The organism is Pseudoalteromonas sp. C8, from assembly GCF_011378685.1.
GTDB classification, from domain to species: Bacteria; Pseudomonadota; Gammaproteobacteria; order Enterobacterales; family Alteromonadaceae; genus Pseudoalteromonas; species Pseudoalteromonas arctica.
Genome location: NZ_WTKT01000019.1, coordinates 77070 through 91601 on the forward strand (window position 1 = coordinate 77070; position 14532 = coordinate 91601).

At 40.7% G+C, this 14532-nt stretch carries 22 protein-coding genes; 18 read left to right on the forward strand and 4 right to left on the reverse strand.

Features of this window, described 5'->3' with window-relative positions:
* Window positions 1-24: 24 nt before the first annotated feature.
* From GQR39_RS16590 to GQR39_RS16605, 4 genes are all read right to left on the reverse strand, one after another.
* Window positions 25-711: a TorF family putative porin gene (locus GQR39_RS16590; RefSeq protein WP_024591363.1), complete on the reverse strand. Its 687-nt coding sequence runs from the start codon at window positions 709-711 to the stop codon at window positions 25-27.
* A 277-nt stretch (window positions 712-988) separates the two neighbouring features.
* On the reverse strand, window positions 989-2152 hold the full coding sequence (locus GQR39_RS16595) for a hypothetical protein (protein ID WP_024591362.1): 1164 nt from the start codon (window positions 2150-2152) through the stop codon (window positions 989-991).
* A gap of 155 nt (window positions 2153-2307) precedes the next feature.
* Entirely contained in the window at window positions 2308-2508 is a 201-nt protein-coding gene (locus tag GQR39_RS16600) for a helix-turn-helix transcriptional regulator (RefSeq protein ID WP_165726925.1), read from the reverse strand.
* 8 nt (window positions 2509-2516) lie between these two features.
* The gene (locus tag GQR39_RS16605; RefSeq protein WP_165736166.1) at window positions 2517-2936 is read right to left on the reverse strand and encodes a hypothetical protein; all 420 of its coding nucleotides are present in this window, start codon (window positions 2934-2936) and stop codon (window positions 2517-2519) included.
* A gap of 232 nt (window positions 2937-3168) precedes the next feature.
* On the opposite strand from GQR39_RS16605, the gene GQR39_RS16610 reads away from it, so the two are divergent.
* The 18 genes from GQR39_RS16610 (at window position 3169) to rplQ (ending at window position 13888) form a co-directional block, all read left to right on the forward strand.
* Window positions 3169-5139 (forward strand): AsmA family protein, encoded by a 1971-nt coding sequence (locus tag GQR39_RS16610; RefSeq protein WP_165736167.1) that lies wholly within the window; start codon window positions 3169-3171, stop codon window positions 5137-5139.
* 273 nt (window positions 5140-5412) lie between these two features.
* Window positions 5413-5781, forward strand: a complete 369-nt coding sequence (gene rplN / locus GQR39_RS16615) for a 50S ribosomal protein L14 (RefSeq protein WP_002959498.1) — start codon at window positions 5413-5415, stop codon at window positions 5779-5781.
* Between the two features lie 10 nt (window positions 5782-5791).
* The gene (rplX, locus tag GQR39_RS16620) at window positions 5792-6106 is read left to right on the forward strand and encodes a 50S ribosomal protein L24 (protein WP_002959496.1); all 315 of its coding nucleotides are present in this window, start codon (window positions 5792-5794) and stop codon (window positions 6104-6106) included.
* A gap of 16 nt (window positions 6107-6122) precedes the next feature.
* On the forward strand, window positions 6123-6662 hold the full coding sequence (gene rplE / locus GQR39_RS16625; RefSeq protein ID WP_010554915.1) for a 50S ribosomal protein L5: 540 nt from the start codon (window positions 6123-6125) through the stop codon (window positions 6660-6662).
* Window positions 6663-6672: 10 nt separating this feature from the next.
* Entirely contained in the window at window positions 6673-6978 is a 306-nt protein-coding gene (gene rpsN / locus GQR39_RS16630; RefSeq protein WP_010554914.1) for a 30S ribosomal protein S14, read from the forward strand.
* Window positions 6979-6999: 21 nt separating this feature from the next.
* Window positions 7000-7392 carry a 30S ribosomal protein S8 gene (gene rpsH / locus GQR39_RS16635; protein ID WP_007584660.1) on the forward strand — a complete coding sequence of 131 codons (393 nt, stop codon included), beginning with the start codon at window positions 7000-7002 and terminating at the stop codon, window positions 7390-7392.
* 13 nt (window positions 7393-7405) lie between these two features.
* Complete coding sequence (rplF, locus tag GQR39_RS16640) at window positions 7406-7939, forward strand: 50S ribosomal protein L6 (RefSeq protein WP_002959488.1); 534 nt, start codon at window positions 7406-7408, stop codon at window positions 7937-7939.
* A 9-nt stretch (window positions 7940-7948) separates the two neighbouring features.
* The gene (rplR, locus tag GQR39_RS16645; protein WP_002959486.1) at window positions 7949-8299 is read left to right on the forward strand and encodes a 50S ribosomal protein L18; all 351 of its coding nucleotides are present in this window, start codon (window positions 7949-7951) and stop codon (window positions 8297-8299) included.
* 9 nt (window positions 8300-8308) lie between these two features.
* Complete coding sequence (gene rpsE / locus GQR39_RS16650) at window positions 8309-8815, forward strand: 30S ribosomal protein S5 (protein WP_002959485.1); 507 nt, start codon at window positions 8309-8311, stop codon at window positions 8813-8815.
* A gap of 2 nt (window positions 8816-8817) precedes the next feature.
* Window positions 8818-9000, forward strand: coding sequence for a 50S ribosomal protein L30 (rpmD, locus tag GQR39_RS16655; protein ID WP_002959482.1), 183 nt, complete (start codon window positions 8818-8820; stop codon window positions 8998-9000).
* Between the two features lie 4 nt (window positions 9001-9004).
* Window positions 9005-9439: a 50S ribosomal protein L15 gene (gene rplO, locus GQR39_RS16660; protein WP_002959480.1), complete on the forward strand. Its 435-nt coding sequence runs from the start codon at window positions 9005-9007 to the stop codon at window positions 9437-9439.
* A 10-nt stretch (window positions 9440-9449) separates the two neighbouring features.
* The gene (gene secY, locus GQR39_RS16665; RefSeq protein WP_007584663.1) at window positions 9450-10778 is read left to right on the forward strand and encodes a preprotein translocase subunit SecY; all 1329 of its coding nucleotides are present in this window, start codon (window positions 9450-9452) and stop codon (window positions 10776-10778) included.
* A 22-nt stretch (window positions 10779-10800) separates the two neighbouring features.
* Window positions 10801-10914, forward strand: a complete 114-nt coding sequence (gene rpmJ / locus GQR39_RS16670; protein ID WP_002959476.1) for a 50S ribosomal protein L36 — start codon at window positions 10801-10803, stop codon at window positions 10912-10914.
* 124 nt (window positions 10915-11038) lie between these two features.
* Entirely contained in the window at window positions 11039-11395 is a 357-nt protein-coding gene (rpsM, locus tag GQR39_RS16675; protein WP_007584664.1) for a 30S ribosomal protein S13, read from the forward strand.
* 12 nt (window positions 11396-11407) lie between these two features.
* Complete coding sequence (rpsK, locus tag GQR39_RS16680) at window positions 11408-11794, forward strand: 30S ribosomal protein S11 (RefSeq protein ID WP_002959471.1); 387 nt, start codon at window positions 11408-11410, stop codon at window positions 11792-11794.
* A gap of 21 nt (window positions 11795-11815) precedes the next feature.
* Window positions 11816-12436, forward strand: a complete 621-nt coding sequence (rpsD, locus tag GQR39_RS16685) for a 30S ribosomal protein S4 (RefSeq protein ID WP_002959461.1) — start codon at window positions 11816-11818, stop codon at window positions 12434-12436.
* A gap of 24 nt (window positions 12437-12460) precedes the next feature.
* Window positions 12461-13447 (forward strand): DNA-directed RNA polymerase subunit alpha, encoded by a 987-nt coding sequence (rpoA, locus tag GQR39_RS16690; protein ID WP_002959452.1) that lies wholly within the window; start codon window positions 12461-12463, stop codon window positions 13445-13447.
* Window positions 13448-13486: 39 nt separating this feature from the next.
* Window positions 13487-13888: a 50S ribosomal protein L17 gene (rplQ, locus tag GQR39_RS16695; protein WP_002959450.1), complete on the forward strand. Its 402-nt coding sequence runs from the start codon at window positions 13487-13489 to the stop codon at window positions 13886-13888.
* The last annotated feature ends 644 nt before the right edge of the window (window positions 13889-14532 follow it).

Genomic DNA, 14532 nt, shown 5'->3' on the forward strand with positions numbered 1-14532 from the left:
TTGCAGCAAGTAACACATTCTTTCTTATAAATTAAAGTCTACAGAATAAGCAACGTAAGCTTTAATATCTGAATCATCCATATCTGTATCAGACAAACCAAAAGTAAAACCGTCTTTCGAAATTGATACACCGTAATCTAAGATATTATCATCGCCAATAAAGTCACCAGAGTAATGGCCTAAGTGAAGTGCCATTTCAGTGCCGTTACTGCCAACAGCAAAACCGTAATCAGCTGTTAGGTAAAGTGAATCACCAAAGTCTGTACCATCACCACTTGCAGCTGATGTTGCAAGTACTGAAGCACCAAATGTAAAGCCTTCAACACTGATGCTACCGTAAATTTCAGAGAAATCTGCGTCAGCCTCAGAAGCGGCATCTGGGTAAGCGTAATAAATATAGCCAACATCGTAGCTAACGCTTTCGTTAATGTCGCCACCAAAGCCTGCGTATAAATCAAGCTCATAGGTCATTTCATCTGCCCACGATGCATTTGAAGCCCAAGTACCTGCATAAAAGCCCGATTCATTGGCGTAATCAATACCGCCTGAAATAGCTGCATCGCCCCCAGTTTGCTCTTGACCACGCCATAAGTAGTTTGATGTTGCCGCTGCGTTTGCTGTTACTTCAGCATGTACGGCTGTTGACGTTAAAGATGTTGCGCCCATTAATGCTATAGCACTTATAGCGATGGTTTTTTTTAGTTTTAGCATGTCCATTTCCCGTTATATGATTTTTGCTCGCCAAGGTTTTTATTATGTATTCGGAACCTTTAGGCTGACGGCTTTTTATTGTTTAACTAACGGGATAATTGCACTGTATGTGCCAGCTTCATTATTTTTTATTAAAAATTATTTTTTATTTATTAAAAACATGAGCTTGAATTTTATGAATAGGATGGGGATATAACATGAAGGAAGATGTTGCGCACATTGCTGGTGCATAAATTAACCTAGCCGCACCATAAAAGTACGGCTAAATTAGAAGATTTTAACCGAATATAGTGCGCATAAGGCTAATTGTTTCGTTTACGCTGCGACCTTTTTGTACTTCACTCACAATTGAATCACGTTTACTGCGAATGTGTTCAGGAATATCGTCAGCAGCAAGAGCACGGTCTACTAATATTTCTGCAGACTCTTTACCTCTACGCTGAGTTTTACCTGTTGTAGTTGTAGTACGTTTAGGCTTGGTTAGCAGTTTAATGTAGTTAGAGTTATCTGGTGTTTTAGCATCAGCGTAGTGAAAGAAACATGGAATTAATGCTTTAATAGCAACCAATTGTTCTTCTAACTCGTTACTAGGTTTAGCCATTTTATACCATGACATAGCTTGAATACCTTTTACGATATCTTGCCAGTAACGCTCAAAATCACTATTTTTAAGTTTAGAAACACCAAGGGCACCACATAATGCATCTAATCGATTATTTGTAATCGGAGTAAATAAATCAGGGCGACGCATTGCAAGCAGTCGTGTTGCAGGCGCAAGTGTTGGTTTTTCGTTGTTGTCGGTGAATATTTTTGAATAAGCAGCAACAAATTGTTGATATTCGTATTGAGTAATATCACCTTCAAGTGGAATATTTACTAGTGCATCGTCAAAAGCACCTGGTAAATCACCAAGCATTTGATGGAAGCTCTTTGCACTCTTTGTAGATGCAAACCATTCAACGTCAAAGTTGTATGTGCTTGGATCAAGTGATGCCATGTGCTTACCGCTAAACGCAAGTAAATCTTCAGGAATCATATCTTTAAGAGACTGTTCACGAATGCTTTTGATGTAGTCTACCAAACGAAGCTGTTCATCAAGTGCAATAACGTCTTTGTGTTGTTCTACAAATACACTTACAACAGGCCACGGAGCAATACGTAAAGTTTTAACCTGTAAAAAGCTGATAGCTGAAATAAGCTGATCGTGTAGCTTCTTAAGTACTGGTAACTGCTGTGGCTCTAGCAAATCGTAGTTCATACGATCTCTGCTTGCACTTAGCAATTCGTAACACCAAGGTAAAAAATCATCAGGGTGGTTTTCTACTTTCACGGCCATAAGGTTAAGGCTTAACTCTGAAGATTGCTTCAGAATGTTCTGATAGATTTGATTTTCTTGTTCGCCTAGCGTCATTTTTGACGGTGAAATTAGCAGTTTTTTCATGCCTTGTAGAATCTCCGGTTTAGATATATATTTTTTTGCTGGTCTATTTTAGCGCAATTACGCTAATAACAACAGCGCTGTCCTCCATACGTTGTAATTGAAGTGACTAAATCGGTATTTTTGCTAATAAAATGAGACTAATGCTTTAACATGTATCAATCATTTTCATCCAGTACAAAGAGACTTTCAACTGAGGTATTAAAATGCTTTGCTATTTTTAGAGCAATTATTACCGAAGGGGTAAATCGTGCCGTTTCTACTGTACTAATAGTCTTACGTGAAACCGCAATTAGATCAGCCAAGTCTTGTTGCGAAAGGCCTGCTTCTTTGCGGTATTTTGCAATTTTATTTTGCACTTTTGCTCCTAATCTTTGCTTTGCCAAAGAATTGATACGCCGTATATTAAACTCATTACAGCAAGGTAAAATGTAGCCATCATGCTGTGAGATACTTCTAAAGCAAGAGTATCGGAGAGTAAGTACACGCCACCCATACTAAAAAGTAAGCCAAGCACAACATGTTTATAGGCAATAGTGTCGATGGTATTTAAATATTCATCTTTATATGTAAGGTGGTATTTCATTCTCCATGTAAACCCGCCTCTGATCACAAACATAAAGAATGAACCTAAAAAAGCAGCAGTTCCTAAAAACAATAGTGGGGCTGATGTTTGATTAAGCATTGAGTAAACACTAATGATTAATAAAGTAATACCCATGAATAATGAAAACCATGCATTTTGACCCATAAATTTTTCTTCACTTTTAATATCGTAATTAGACATAGCTCATTTCCTTTTAAAATTTTTACAATATGTAACCTGTAGGTATCAATGCAACCTTAAGGTTTCATTGGGTCAATATTTATTTGTAACCTAAAGGTATCAAAATGTTTCAGGGCTGATTCAGGATAAGAATGTAATATCTAATAAAAAGCTTTTTTATCAGAACGACAATGATTTTAAGGCTAACACTCGCTATGATAAGAACATTATTTGCACGTTTGAAAGGACGATCATGAAAACCTTACTTAAAATTGTAGGTGTAATACTTTTACTATGTATAGCACTAATTGTTGCCGCACCGTTTTTAATCCCTACTGATACTATTTTTAATAAAGTGTCTCAGCAGGTAGAACAAACAACTGGGCGCACTCTTACTATTAAAGGTGATAAAACACTTAGCGTATTCCCTGCATTAAAGTTAGAACTTAACGACGTGCATTTTGCAAATATGGAATCAGGTTCGCGCGCCGAGATGGCGAGTATGAAACAGCTTGCTGTACACATACCTTGGTTTTCATTATTTGGTGGTGAATTTAAATTAGATAAGTTTGTGATAAACGAACCAAATATCCTATTAGAAACCGACAAAAATGGTAAAGCTAATTGGCAGTTGTTTGATGCAGTTGCAGAGCAACCTAAAGAGCAAAGCCAATCAGGTGAAGCGATAAAGCTTCCAGATAACTTTGATATTGAGTTAGGTGAGGTTGCTATTTATGGCGGCACATTTACTTATCTAGATGGTCTAACAGGTACTAAGCAACAAATTAGTGATTTAGAACTCGCTATTTTACTTCCATCACTTCGTAAAACATTAGAAGTAAAAGGGGGTATTACTTATATGCAAGAGCGTTTTGAGCTTGATATAAAATTAGATACTCCTGCTAAAGCAATCGAAGGTGCTACTTTTAATGTTAAACAAACCTTAGATTCTCGTTTAGTTGATTTAACGTTCGAAGGGAGTATAGCTAAGCAAGGCCAAGATATTAAAGGTCAGTTAGCACTAAGTGGTGAGTCAGTTAAAAGTATTGCGAAATGGCAAGGTGTAGAGTTAAACGCTAAAGACAATGCTTTTAACGCATTTAGTGTAAACGGTAAAATGCACCTAGCAGGTGAGAAATTTAATTTAGAAGATTTAGTTGCGACGTTAGACGCATTGGAAATAAAAGGTAAGAGCGAGCTTAACCTAGGTAAGCGTTTAGCTGTAAATGCTGATATTGATTTAGGTATGCTTGATTTAAACCCGTACCTACCTGAAGCAGTAGCAAAACAAGAAGAGCCAGTAGAGCAAAATGATAAACCTGCAGAGCCAATAGTATGGGATGACACTAAAATTGATCTAAGTGCGTTAAATTCACTAGATGCGAATGTAGTTATTCGTTCAAGTGGATTAAAAGCTAACGATATTAAGTTGGGCGCAAATCAATTTACTGTTGCTTTAAAAAATAGCATTGCAAAACTAAGCCTAGATAGCTTTTCTGCTTATGAAGGGTCAGGTAAAGGCGTTATCAATGTAAACGCACAACAAGTACCTTATAAAATATCAACTAACTTTGACTTAGCTGGTATAGATGCACAGCCTTTATTAACTGATGCGGCAGGTTTTGACAAGCTAATGGGTAAGGGGTCTTTAAATTGGAACCTAAACACAACTGGCCAAAGTCAAAAGTCGTTTATTGGTGCGCTTAACGGAAAACTTGGATTTGAGTTTGCTGATGGAGCTGTAAAAGGTGCGAATATAGCTGAGATGGTTCGTAAAGGTAAGGAACTCATTTCAGGAAACTTTGGTGCTGCGTCTGAAGGGTTGGATACCGGGTTTGAAGAATCAGAGCAAACAGATTTCTCTGCACTAACGGGAAGTTTTAACTTTACTAATGGTGTTGGTAAAAATACTGATTTATCACTTATTAGCCCACTCGTTAGAATATCAGGTGAAGGCGATGTTGATTTACCGCAAACAACAGTTAATTACCGTTTGGTTACAGGCATAGTTGGATCAATCGAAGGACAGGGGACCACTGATGACAGCACTGGTTTTAAAATACCACTACGTATAAAAGGGCCTTTCCACGATGTTGGTATAAAGCTTGATGTAGGCAATGCGCTTAAAGATGAAGCTAAGCAGAAGGTTGATGAGGCAAAAGAAAAAGCCAAAGACAAAGCAAAGGATAAGATTAAAGATAAATTAAAAGGTTTATTCGGTTAATCATCTATAGTTAAAACAAACAAGGCACTTATATAGTGCCTTGTTTGTTTTGTAACCATCTGTAAAATAGCTACATAGCCGTAATTACTCAACTTTAATAACCATACGCTCTAAATTAATTAAAAAATAACCTATCACTACCCCCTCAATGCTGGTACAATTGCCCGCCCTTAAGAGACAACTCGTTTGTTTTTTGATTGGGATTTAATCGAAATGTCTGATTTTTAAACGAATTTTAGACACGTTGTAATTACTACACCGGAGGTCATTAACATGATCCAAATGCAAACTCAGCTGGAAGTTGCTGATAACAGCGGCGCTCGCAAAGTGCAGTGTATAAAAGTCCTTGGTGGTTCACACCGTCGCTACGCAGCGATTGGCGACATCATTAAAGTTTCTGTAAAAGAAGCTATTCCTCGCGGTAAAGTGAAGAAAGGTGATGTTAAAAACGCGGTAGTTGTGCGTACCAGAAAAGGTGTTCGCCGTCCAGATGGTTCTTTGATCCGTTTTGACAGCAACGCGGCTGTTATCTTAAATGATAACTTGCAGCCAATTGGTACACGTATTTTCGGCCCTGTGACTCGCGAACTTCGTAATGATAAGTTCATGAAAATCGTTTCACTAGCCCCAGAAGTACTGTAAGGAGCCAATCATGGCAGCAAAAATACGTCGTGATGACGAAGTAATCGTACTAGCAGGTAAAGACAAAGGTAAGCGCGGAAAAGTGCTTTCAGTTGTTACTGAATCTGGTCGAATCTTTGTCGAAGGCATAAACTTGATCAAGAAACACCAAAAGCCGGTTCCACAATTGAACCAAGCTGGCGGCATTGTTGAGAAAGAAGCATCTATGGATGCATCAAACGTTGCGATCTTCAACTCGGAAACGAGTAAAGCTGATCGTGTAGGTTTCAAGATTGAAGATGGTAAGAAATTACGTATCTTTAAATCTACTGGTAAAACTATCTAATAGTTGGAGTAGAATGATGGCGAAACTGCATGAAGTATATAAAGACAAAGTAGTTGCGGAACTTCAAGAGAAGTTTGGTTTCAGCTCTGTCATGCAAGTCCCTCAGATCGAAAAGATCACATTGAATATGGGCGTGGGCGAAGCCCTAGCTGACAAGAAGATTTTAGATAACGCAGTAGCGGATCTAGCAGCAATCTCTGGTCAGAAACCTCTAATCACTAAAGCACGCAAATCTGTTGCTGGCTTCAAAGTGCGTGAAGGTTACCCGATTGGTTGTAAAGTAACCCTACGCGGCGAGCGTATGTGGGACTTTTTTGAGCGTTTGGTATCAATCGCTATCCCACGTATTCGTGACTTCCGTGGCGTAAGTGCTAAGTCTTTTGATGGACGTGGCAACTACAGCATGGGCGTACGTGAACAAATCATCTTCCCAGAAATCGATTACGATAAAGTAGACCGTGTACGCGGTATGGATATTACTATCACTACTTCTGCGAAATCTGATGAGGAAGGCCGTGCGTTGTTAGAAGCGTTTAACTTCCCATTTAAGAAATAAGGGTAGGGTTATGGCAAAGAATTCTATGAAAGCGCGCGAAGCAAAGCGCACAAAACTAGTTGCTCAGTTCGCTGAAAAGCGCGCGGCACTAAAAGCTATCATCAGTGATGTTAATACATCTGAAGATGATCGTTGGGACGCGGTACTTAAGCTACAAGCTTTACCTCGTGATTCTAGCCCTGCACGTCAACGTAATCGTTGTAACATTACGGGCCGCCCACATGGTTTCCTTCGCAAATTCGGCATGAGCCGTATTAAAGTTCGCGAAGCAGCTATGCGCGGTGAAATTCCTGGCCTTAAAAAGGCTAGCTGGTAATAGAATCATGGGAGTAAGACTATGAGCTTGCAAGATCCTATCGCGGATTTGTTTACACGAATTCGTAACGGTCAATCAGCGAAGAAAGTATCTGTAACGATGCCAACTTCAAAGCTGAAAGTAGCATTAGCTAAAGTACTAAAAGACGAAGGTTATATCGTAGATTTCGCCGTTAACGGTGAAACTAAACCTGAGCTTTCTATCGAGTTGAAGTACTTCGAAGGCAAAGCTGTAATTGAAAATATCCAGCGTGTAAGTCGCCCTGGTCTACGTATCTATAAGAAACGTGACCAATTACCTAAGGTAATGGGTGGTCTTGGTATCGCTATCGTATCAACTTCTAAAGGCCTAATGACAGACCGCACAGCACGTAGTGCTGGTGTTGGTGGTGAAATCATTGGTTTTGTAGCTTAATCGGAGGGGAACTATGTCTCGCATAGCAAAGGCACCAATTACTGTTCCTGCCGGTGTAGAAGTTACATTAAAAGGCCAGGAAATCACAGTTAAAGGCAAAAACGGTGAACTTACTCGTACTATCAACAACGCTGTTGAAGTACAAGTTAATGACAACGTTATTACTACTTTACCTCGTGATGGCGTAGCTAATGCATGGGCTCAAGCAGGTACTGCTCGCGCTCTAATCAACAACATGGTTGTTGGTACGCATGAAGGTTACGAGAAGAAACTTCAGTTAGTAGGCGTGGGTTACCGTGCTGCAGCTAAGGGTAAAACATTAGATTTAACTCTTGGCTTCTCACACCCAGTTAATTTCGCAGTTCCTGAAGGAATTACGATTGAAACTCCAAGCCAAACAGAAGTTCTAGTTAAGGGCGTAGATAAGCAGTTAGTTGGTCAAACAGCTGCTAACATTCGTGCATACCGTAAACCTGAGCCTTATAAAGGTAAGGGTGTTCGTTATTCAGATGAGAATGTACGCCGTAAAGAGGCTAAGAAGAAGTAAGGTAAGACGATGGATAAAAAAACAGCTCGTCTACGTCGTGCTAAACGCACTCGTAGAAATTATATTGAACAAGGCACAACGCGTCTTGTTATCCACCGCACGCCACGTCACATATACGCTCAAGTAGTAAATGCTGAGGGTAATGTACTGGCTGCTGCTTCTACTGTTGAAAAGGCTATTAGCGAAACAGTTAAAGGCACCGGTAACGTTGAAGCTGCGCAAGCAGTTGGCAAAGCGGTTGCTGAACGTGCGGCTGACAAAGGCATCGAAAAGATTGCTTTTGATCGCAGTGGCTTTAAATATCACGGCCGTGTGAAGGCGCTAGCTGATGCTGCGCGTGAAGCCGGTTTGCAATTCTAGGAGTAGACTATGGCTAACGTAGAAGCAAAGCAACAACAGCCTGATCTAGCTGAAAAGCTAATCGCGGTGAACCGTGTGTCTAAAGTAGTTAAAGGTGGTCGTATCTTTAGCTTTACTGCACTAACTGTAGTTGGTGATGGCGCAGGTAAAGTAGGTTTCGGTTATGGTAAAGCACGTGAAGTTCCAGCTGCTATTCAAAAAGCAATGGAAAAAGCACGTCGTAACATGATCAACGTAGACCTAAATGGCAACACATTACAGCATCCTGTTAAGGGACGTCATGCTGGCTCACTAGTGTTCATGAAACCAGCATCTGAAGGTACTGGTATCATTGCAGGTGGTGCTATGCGTGCAGTACTAGAAGTTACTGGTGTGCAGAACGTACTTTCTAAATGTTACGGTTCTACTAACCCGATCAACGTGGTACGTGCAACGATTTCGGCTCTTGAGAATATGAATTCTCCACAGTCAATCGCTGCTAAACGTGGCCTTCGCGTAGACGAAATACTGGGGTAACCATGGCAAATCAAACTGTAAAAGTAACACAAGTAAAAAGCTCTATCGGTCGTTTACCGAAACATAAAGCTACATTACGCGGTCTTGGTTTACGTCGTATCAACCACACTGTTGAGTTAGAAGACACAGCATGTGTACGTGGTATGATAAACAAGGTTTCTTACATGGTTAAGGTAGAGGGTTAATTCGATGCATTTGAATACACTTTCACCTGCTGCAGGTTCAAAAACTGCTCCAAAACGTGTTGGTCGTGGTATCGGTTCTGGTCTAGGTAAGACTGGCGGCCGTGGTCACAAAGGTCAAAAATCACGTTCTGGCGGCAAAGTACGCGTTGGTTTTGAAGGCGGTCAAATGCCTATGCAACGTCGTCTACCTAAATTTGGTTTTACTTCTCGCAAATCTTTAGTATCTGCAGAAATAAACCTTTTTGAAATCGCTAAAGTAGAAGGCGATGTGGTAGACCTAAGCGCGTTACAAGCAGCTGGTCTAGTTAAAAAGAACGTTCTTTTCGTTAAAGTTGTTAAATCTGGCGAAGTTTCACGCGCTGTTACCGTTAAAGGCCTTAAAGCCTCTAAAGGTGCTCGCGAAGCTATTGAAGCTGCCGGAGGCAAGGTAGAAGACTAAGGAAGTACTAATGGCTAAACCAGGTCAAGATACAAAAAGTGCACAAGGTGGACTTTCGGAATTGAAGCGCCGATTACTCTTCGTATTGGGTGCTATCATAATTTACCGTCTAGGTTCATTTGTGCCGATCCCTGGGATTGACGCCGCTGTACTTGCCGATTTCTTCGAGCAACAAAAGGGCACCATTGTTGAGATGTTCAACATGTTCAGTGGTGGTGCACTTGAGCGAGCTTCAGTGTTAGCACTGGGTATTATGCCGTATATCTCGGCTTCGATTATTACGCAACTATTAACGCATATGTATCCTCCGTTTATAGAGCTTAAGAAAGAAGGTGAGCAAGGGCGTAAAAAAATTAGCCAGTACACACGCTATGGCACGCTTGTGCTAGCTACTATTCAATCAATCGGTATTGCTTCTAGCTTACCGGGCATGATGGAGGGGTTAGTTGTTAACCCTGGTATGGGTTTCTATTTCACCGCAGTGGTGAGTTTAGTAACTGGTACTATGTTCCTTATGTGGTTGGGTGAACAAATAACAGAGCGCGGTATCGGTAACGGTATCTCTGTTCTAATATTTGTTGGTATTGTAGCTAACTTGCCGTCTGCTATTGGTTCGACAGTCGAAATGGCGCGCCAAGGTGATTTGAATGTTTTTGTACTGTTGATGGTTGCGGTAATCGTATTCGCTGTTACTTATCTTGTAGTGTTTTTCGAACGTGGACAACGTCGTATTGTTGTTAACTACGCTAAACGCCAACAAGGTCGTCAAGTATTTGCTGCTCAAAGCACGCATTTACCACTAAAAGTAAATATGGCGGGTGTTATTCCACCAATCTTCGCTAGCAGTATAATTCTGTTCCCTGGTACAATTGCTAGCTGGTTCGGCCAAGGTGAAGGTCCAGTCGCTGATGTATTACAAGCTGTTGCTACTACGTTGACCCCAGGTCAACCGTTGTACTCACTTGTTTTAGCTGCGGCTATTATCTTCTTCTGCTTTTTCTACACAGCGTTGGTTTTTAACCCACGTGAAACAGCAGATAACCTTAAGAAATCTGGCGCATTTATCCCAGGTATTCGTCCAGGTGAGCAGACATCTAAATACATTGATAAAGTGATGACACGCCTGACATTGGCAGGTGCTTTGTATATAACCTTTATCTGTCTGGTGCCTGAATTCATGACGATGGCGTGGCAAACGCCATTCTACTTCGGCGGTACATCAGTTTTGATTATCGTTGTAGTGATCATGGACTTTATGGCACAAGTACAGACTCACCTGATGTCTCATCAGTATGATTCTGTGCTGAAAAAAGCGAACCTTAAAGGCTACGGTCGATAAGGTCAGTTTACGGAGTTGAGCAATGAAAGTACGTGCTTCCGTTAAGAAAATATGCCGTAACTGTAAAGTTATTAAACGTGCTGGTGTAGTACGCGTAATTTGCAGTGAGCCTAAGCATAAGCAAAGGCAAGGTTAAGTAAACAGCGTGCAGGCTGAGTTTTCTCGGCCTGTGTTTTTAGTAGTAATTTGGTCTTCGTTTGAGTATCCTTACGGGCTTTTCAAACAGATGATTACCAAATTCGAATATAGGAGATGTGTTAGTGGCCCGTATTGCTGGCATTAACGTCCCTGATCATAAACATGCAGTTATTGGTTTAACAGCTATTTATGGCATAGGTAAGACTCGCTCTAAGGCTATCTTAGTAGCGACTGGTATCGCCGAAACCACAAAAATCGGTGAACTTTCAGACGAAATTCTTGACGTACTGCGTGATGCAGTTGGCAAGTACACTGTTGAAGGTGATCTTCGTCGTGAAGTTACTTTAAATATCAAGCGCCTTATGGACCTTGGTTGTTATCGTGGCCTACGTCACCGTCGCTCTTTACCACTACGTGGTCAAAGAACTAAGACTAACGCGCGCACCCGCAAGGGTCCTCGTAAGCCTATTAAGCGATAAGGGGATAGTATTATGGCTAAGACACCAATTCGTCGTAAAAAGGTTAAAAAACAAGTTGCTGATGGTATGGCTCATGTTCATGCGTCTTTCAACAACACTATTGTAACGATTACCGACCGTCAAGGTAATGCACTATCATGGGCTACTGCCGGTGGTTCAGGTTTCCGTGGTTCACGTAAATCTACACCATTTGCTGCTCAGGTTGCTGCAGAGCGTGCAGGTACTGCTGCTCAAGAATACGGTTTAAAAAATCTAGAAGTTTTCATCAAAGGTCCAGGTCCAGGTCGTGAATCTGCTGTACGTGCTTTGAATGCTGCTGGTTACCGTATTACCAACATTACTGACGTGACGCCTATACCACATAATGGTTGTCGTCCACCGAAGAAACGTCGCGTTTAACAATAGGTTAGGAGAAATAACATGGCAAGATATTTGGGCCCTAAGCTCAAGCTGAGTCGTCGTGAAGGTACTGACCTGTTCCTTAAGAGCGGCGTAAGAGCTATCGACTCTAAGTGTAAACTTGAGACTGCACCTGGTCAGCACGGCGCCCGTAAAGGTCGTTTATCTGATTACGGTTTACAATTACGTGAAAAGCAAAAAGTACGTCGTATATACGGTGTATTAGAAAAGCAATTCCGTAACTACTACAAAGAAGCTGCTCGCCTTAAAGGTAATACAGGTGAAAACTTGTTACAGCTTTTAGAGCAACGTTTAGACAATGTTGTATATCGCATGGGTTTTGCTAGCACACGTGCAGAAGCACGTCAGTTAGTAAGCCATAAAGCGATTTTAGTTAATGGTCGTGTTGTGAACATTCCTTCATACGTAATTACTCCAGAAGATACTGTTGTAATCCGTGAGAAGTCTAAGACACAAGCACGTATCATCGCTGCTCTAGAGTTGGCTGAGCAACGTGAAAAGCCGACTTGGGTTGAAGTTGACGGTAAGAAATTGGAAGGCAGCTTTAAGCGTCTACCTGAGCGTTCAGACCTGTCTGCGGACATTAATGAACAACTAATCGTCGAACTTTACTCTAAGTAAAGTTAAGAGTTAAGAGAGGATAAAATGCAGGGTTCTGTTACAGAATTTCTAAAACCAAGGTTAGTCGACATCGACGCTATCAACCCAACGCGTTCTAAAATAGTTTTAGAACCATTAGAGCGTGGCTTTGGCCATACTCTGGGTAATGCTTTACGCCGTATATTACTTTCATCTATGCCTGGATGTGCAGTAACTGAAGTTGAAATCGACGGTGTATTACATGAGTACAGCGCGAAAGAAGGCGTTCAAGAAGACATCATTGAAATACTATTAAACCTTAAAGGTTTAGCAGTAACGTTAGAAGGCAAAGATGAAGTTTTTCTGACCCTGACTAAATCTGGTGTAGGCCCTGTTACTGCGGCTGATATTCAGCACGATGGCGATGTAACAATTGCTAATCCAGATCACGTTATTTGTAATTTAACTACAAATAACAGCGAGATCAGCATGCGTATTCGTGTTGAACGTGGTCGTGGTTATGTGCCGGCATCTAGTCGTTTATCCTCTGATGACGATGAGCGTCCAATTGGTAGATTGTTGCTTGATGCATCATTTAGCCCAGTTGAACGTATTGCGTACTCGGTTGAATCAGCTCGAGTTGAGCAACGTACAGATTTAGACAAGTTAATCATTGATATGGAAACAAACGGCACTTTAGATCCAGAAGAAGCGATCCGCCGTGCGTCTACTATCTTAGCTGAGCAATTAGATGCATTCGTAGATTTACGTGATGTAACTGAGCCAGAAGAGAAAGAAGAGAAGCCAGAATTCGATCCTATTCTACTTCGTCCAGTTGATGACCTTGAATTAACAGTACGCTCAGCAAATTGTTTGAAAGCCGAGCAAATTCAATATATCGGTGATTTAGTTCAGCGCACTGAAGTTGAGCTTCTTAAAACACCTAATTTAGGTAAGAAGTCTCTAACTGAAATTAAAGACGTGCTAGCTTCACGTGGACTTTCTCTGGGCATGCGCCTAGAAAATTGGCCACCTGCAAGTTTAGCTGAATAATCTAAATCACTATATTAGTTTAGTTAGAAGGATAGGGTCATGCGCCATCGTAAGAGTGGTCGTCAATTAAACCGTAACAGTAGCCATCGTAAAGCGATGTTTAGCAATATGGCAGGTTCTTTGGTGAAACATGAAATCATCAAAACTACTTTGCCTAAAGCGAAAGAGTTACGTCGTGTAATTGAACCTTTAATCACACTGGCTAAGACTGACAGTGTAGCAAATCGCCGTTTAGCGTTTGCTCGCACGCGTGATAATGAAGTTGTTGGTAAATTATTCAGTGAAATCGGTCCACGTAACGCGGATCGTCCAGGTGGTTACACTCGTATTCTTAAGTGTGGCTTCCGTACTGGTGATAATGCACCAATGGCTTATATTGAACTAGTTGGTCGCCCAGCGACTAGCGAAGCAGTTCAAGAAGACGCACAGTCTGCAGAGTAAGTCTTAAAGAAACCTAAAAGCCGAGCCTATGCTCGGCTTTTTCTTGCCTAAAATTTGTCAAACTATATGAACCAGTAATTACCTTCTATTATGGGCAATGACTCATAGATTCTGAATTGATAAGTTGTTTTGACAGCTGCTTTAATAGCTCTATCTAATTACTCTTTATTTACCATTCATTCAAAATAGCCTATCAGATTCTAGTTAAAGATCATTTCTACTATATATTGTGATTTACAGCTATTAATAATACCGCCGCGAATTGAGCTACAACTAGAGCAATCCCTAACGAAGTTTCTAGTTATAGAGCTGATTAAAAGATATAACGTGCGTACTCTTATAAATATACCGGTACTAAGAACCTCAGAGTAAAGTTAACCATTACGGCCTAAGTAAACTTCCTCCTAAAATATGTAAAACTATTATTAAACATAGGCTGATCAATTTAATTCTCAGCTTTTGATTAATTTAAATGATTATAGGAATACGACTCTTGCTCTATTGGTTGTTTTTTCCGCATCGATGATCGAAATGTGTCTCTACCCGTTAGTAGTTGCCACAACTTTCATCTCAAATAGCTCTATGAACCTATTAATAATGGTAGTTTAGTTGTGTTTTTGAGCGTTTAGCTCAAATACTCAGCG

What these genes read in the sequence shown, in the direction of transcription:
- rplE (WP_010554915.1), top strand. Translation starts at nt 6,123, where the DNA reads ATGGCGAAACTGCATGAAGTATATAAAGACAAAGTAGTTGCGGAACTT.
- secY (WP_007584663.1), top strand. Translation starts at nt 9,450, where the DNA reads ATGGCTAAACCAGGTCAAGATACAAAAAGTGCACAAGGTGGACTTTCG.
- rplN (WP_002959498.1), top strand. Translation starts at nt 5,413, where the DNA reads ATGATCCAAATGCAAACTCAGCTGGAAGTTGCTGATAACAGCGGCGCT.
- rpmD (WP_002959482.1), top strand. Translation starts at nt 8,818, where the DNA reads ATGGCAAATCAAACTGTAAAAGTAACACAAGTAAAAAGCTCTATCGGT.
- rplO (WP_002959480.1), top strand. Translation starts at nt 9,005, where the DNA reads ATGCATTTGAATACACTTTCACCTGCTGCAGGTTCAAAAACTGCTCCA.
- rpsK (WP_002959471.1), top strand. Translation starts at nt 11,408, where the DNA reads ATGGCTAAGACACCAATTCGTCGTAAAAAGGTTAAAAAACAAGTTGCT.
- rpsD (WP_002959461.1), top strand. Translation starts at nt 11,816, where the DNA reads ATGGCAAGATATTTGGGCCCTAAGCTCAAGCTGAGTCGTCGTGAAGGT.
- rplX (WP_002959496.1), top strand. Translation starts at nt 5,792, where the DNA reads ATGGCAGCAAAAATACGTCGTGATGACGAAGTAATCGTACTAGCAGGT.
- GQR39_RS16610 (WP_165736167.1), top strand. Translation starts at nt 3,169, where the DNA reads ATGAAAACCTTACTTAAAATTGTAGGTGTAATACTTTTACTATGTATA.
- rplF (WP_002959488.1), top strand. Translation starts at nt 7,406, where the DNA reads ATGTCTCGCATAGCAAAGGCACCAATTACTGTTCCTGCCGGTGTAGAA.
- rpsH (WP_007584660.1), top strand. Translation starts at nt 7,000, where the DNA reads ATGAGCTTGCAAGATCCTATCGCGGATTTGTTTACACGAATTCGTAAC.
- rpsE (WP_002959485.1), top strand. Translation starts at nt 8,309, where the DNA reads ATGGCTAACGTAGAAGCAAAGCAACAACAGCCTGATCTAGCTGAAAAG.
- rplR (WP_002959486.1), top strand. Translation starts at nt 7,949, where the DNA reads ATGGATAAAAAAACAGCTCGTCTACGTCGTGCTAAACGCACTCGTAGA.
- rpmJ (WP_002959476.1), top strand. Translation starts at nt 10,801, where the DNA reads ATGAAAGTACGTGCTTCCGTTAAGAAAATATGCCGTAACTGTAAAGTT.
- GQR39_RS16595 (WP_024591362.1), bottom strand. Translation starts at nt 2,152, where the DNA reads ATGAAAAAACTGCTAATTTCACCGTCAAAAATGACGCTAGGCGAACAA.
- rpsN (WP_010554914.1), top strand. Translation starts at nt 6,673, where the DNA reads ATGGCAAAGAATTCTATGAAAGCGCGCGAAGCAAAGCGCACAAAACTA.
- GQR39_RS16590 (WP_024591363.1), bottom strand. Translation starts at nt 711, where the DNA reads ATGCTAAAACTAAAAAAAACCATCGCTATAAGTGCTATAGCATTAATG.
- rpoA (WP_002959452.1), top strand. Translation starts at nt 12,461, where the DNA reads ATGCAGGGTTCTGTTACAGAATTTCTAAAACCAAGGTTAGTCGACATC.
- rplQ (WP_002959450.1), top strand. Translation starts at nt 13,487, where the DNA reads ATGCGCCATCGTAAGAGTGGTCGTCAATTAAACCGTAACAGTAGCCAT.
- GQR39_RS16605 (WP_165736166.1), bottom strand. Translation starts at nt 2,936, where the DNA reads ATGTCTAATTACGATATTAAAAGTGAAGAAAAATTTATGGGTCAAAAT.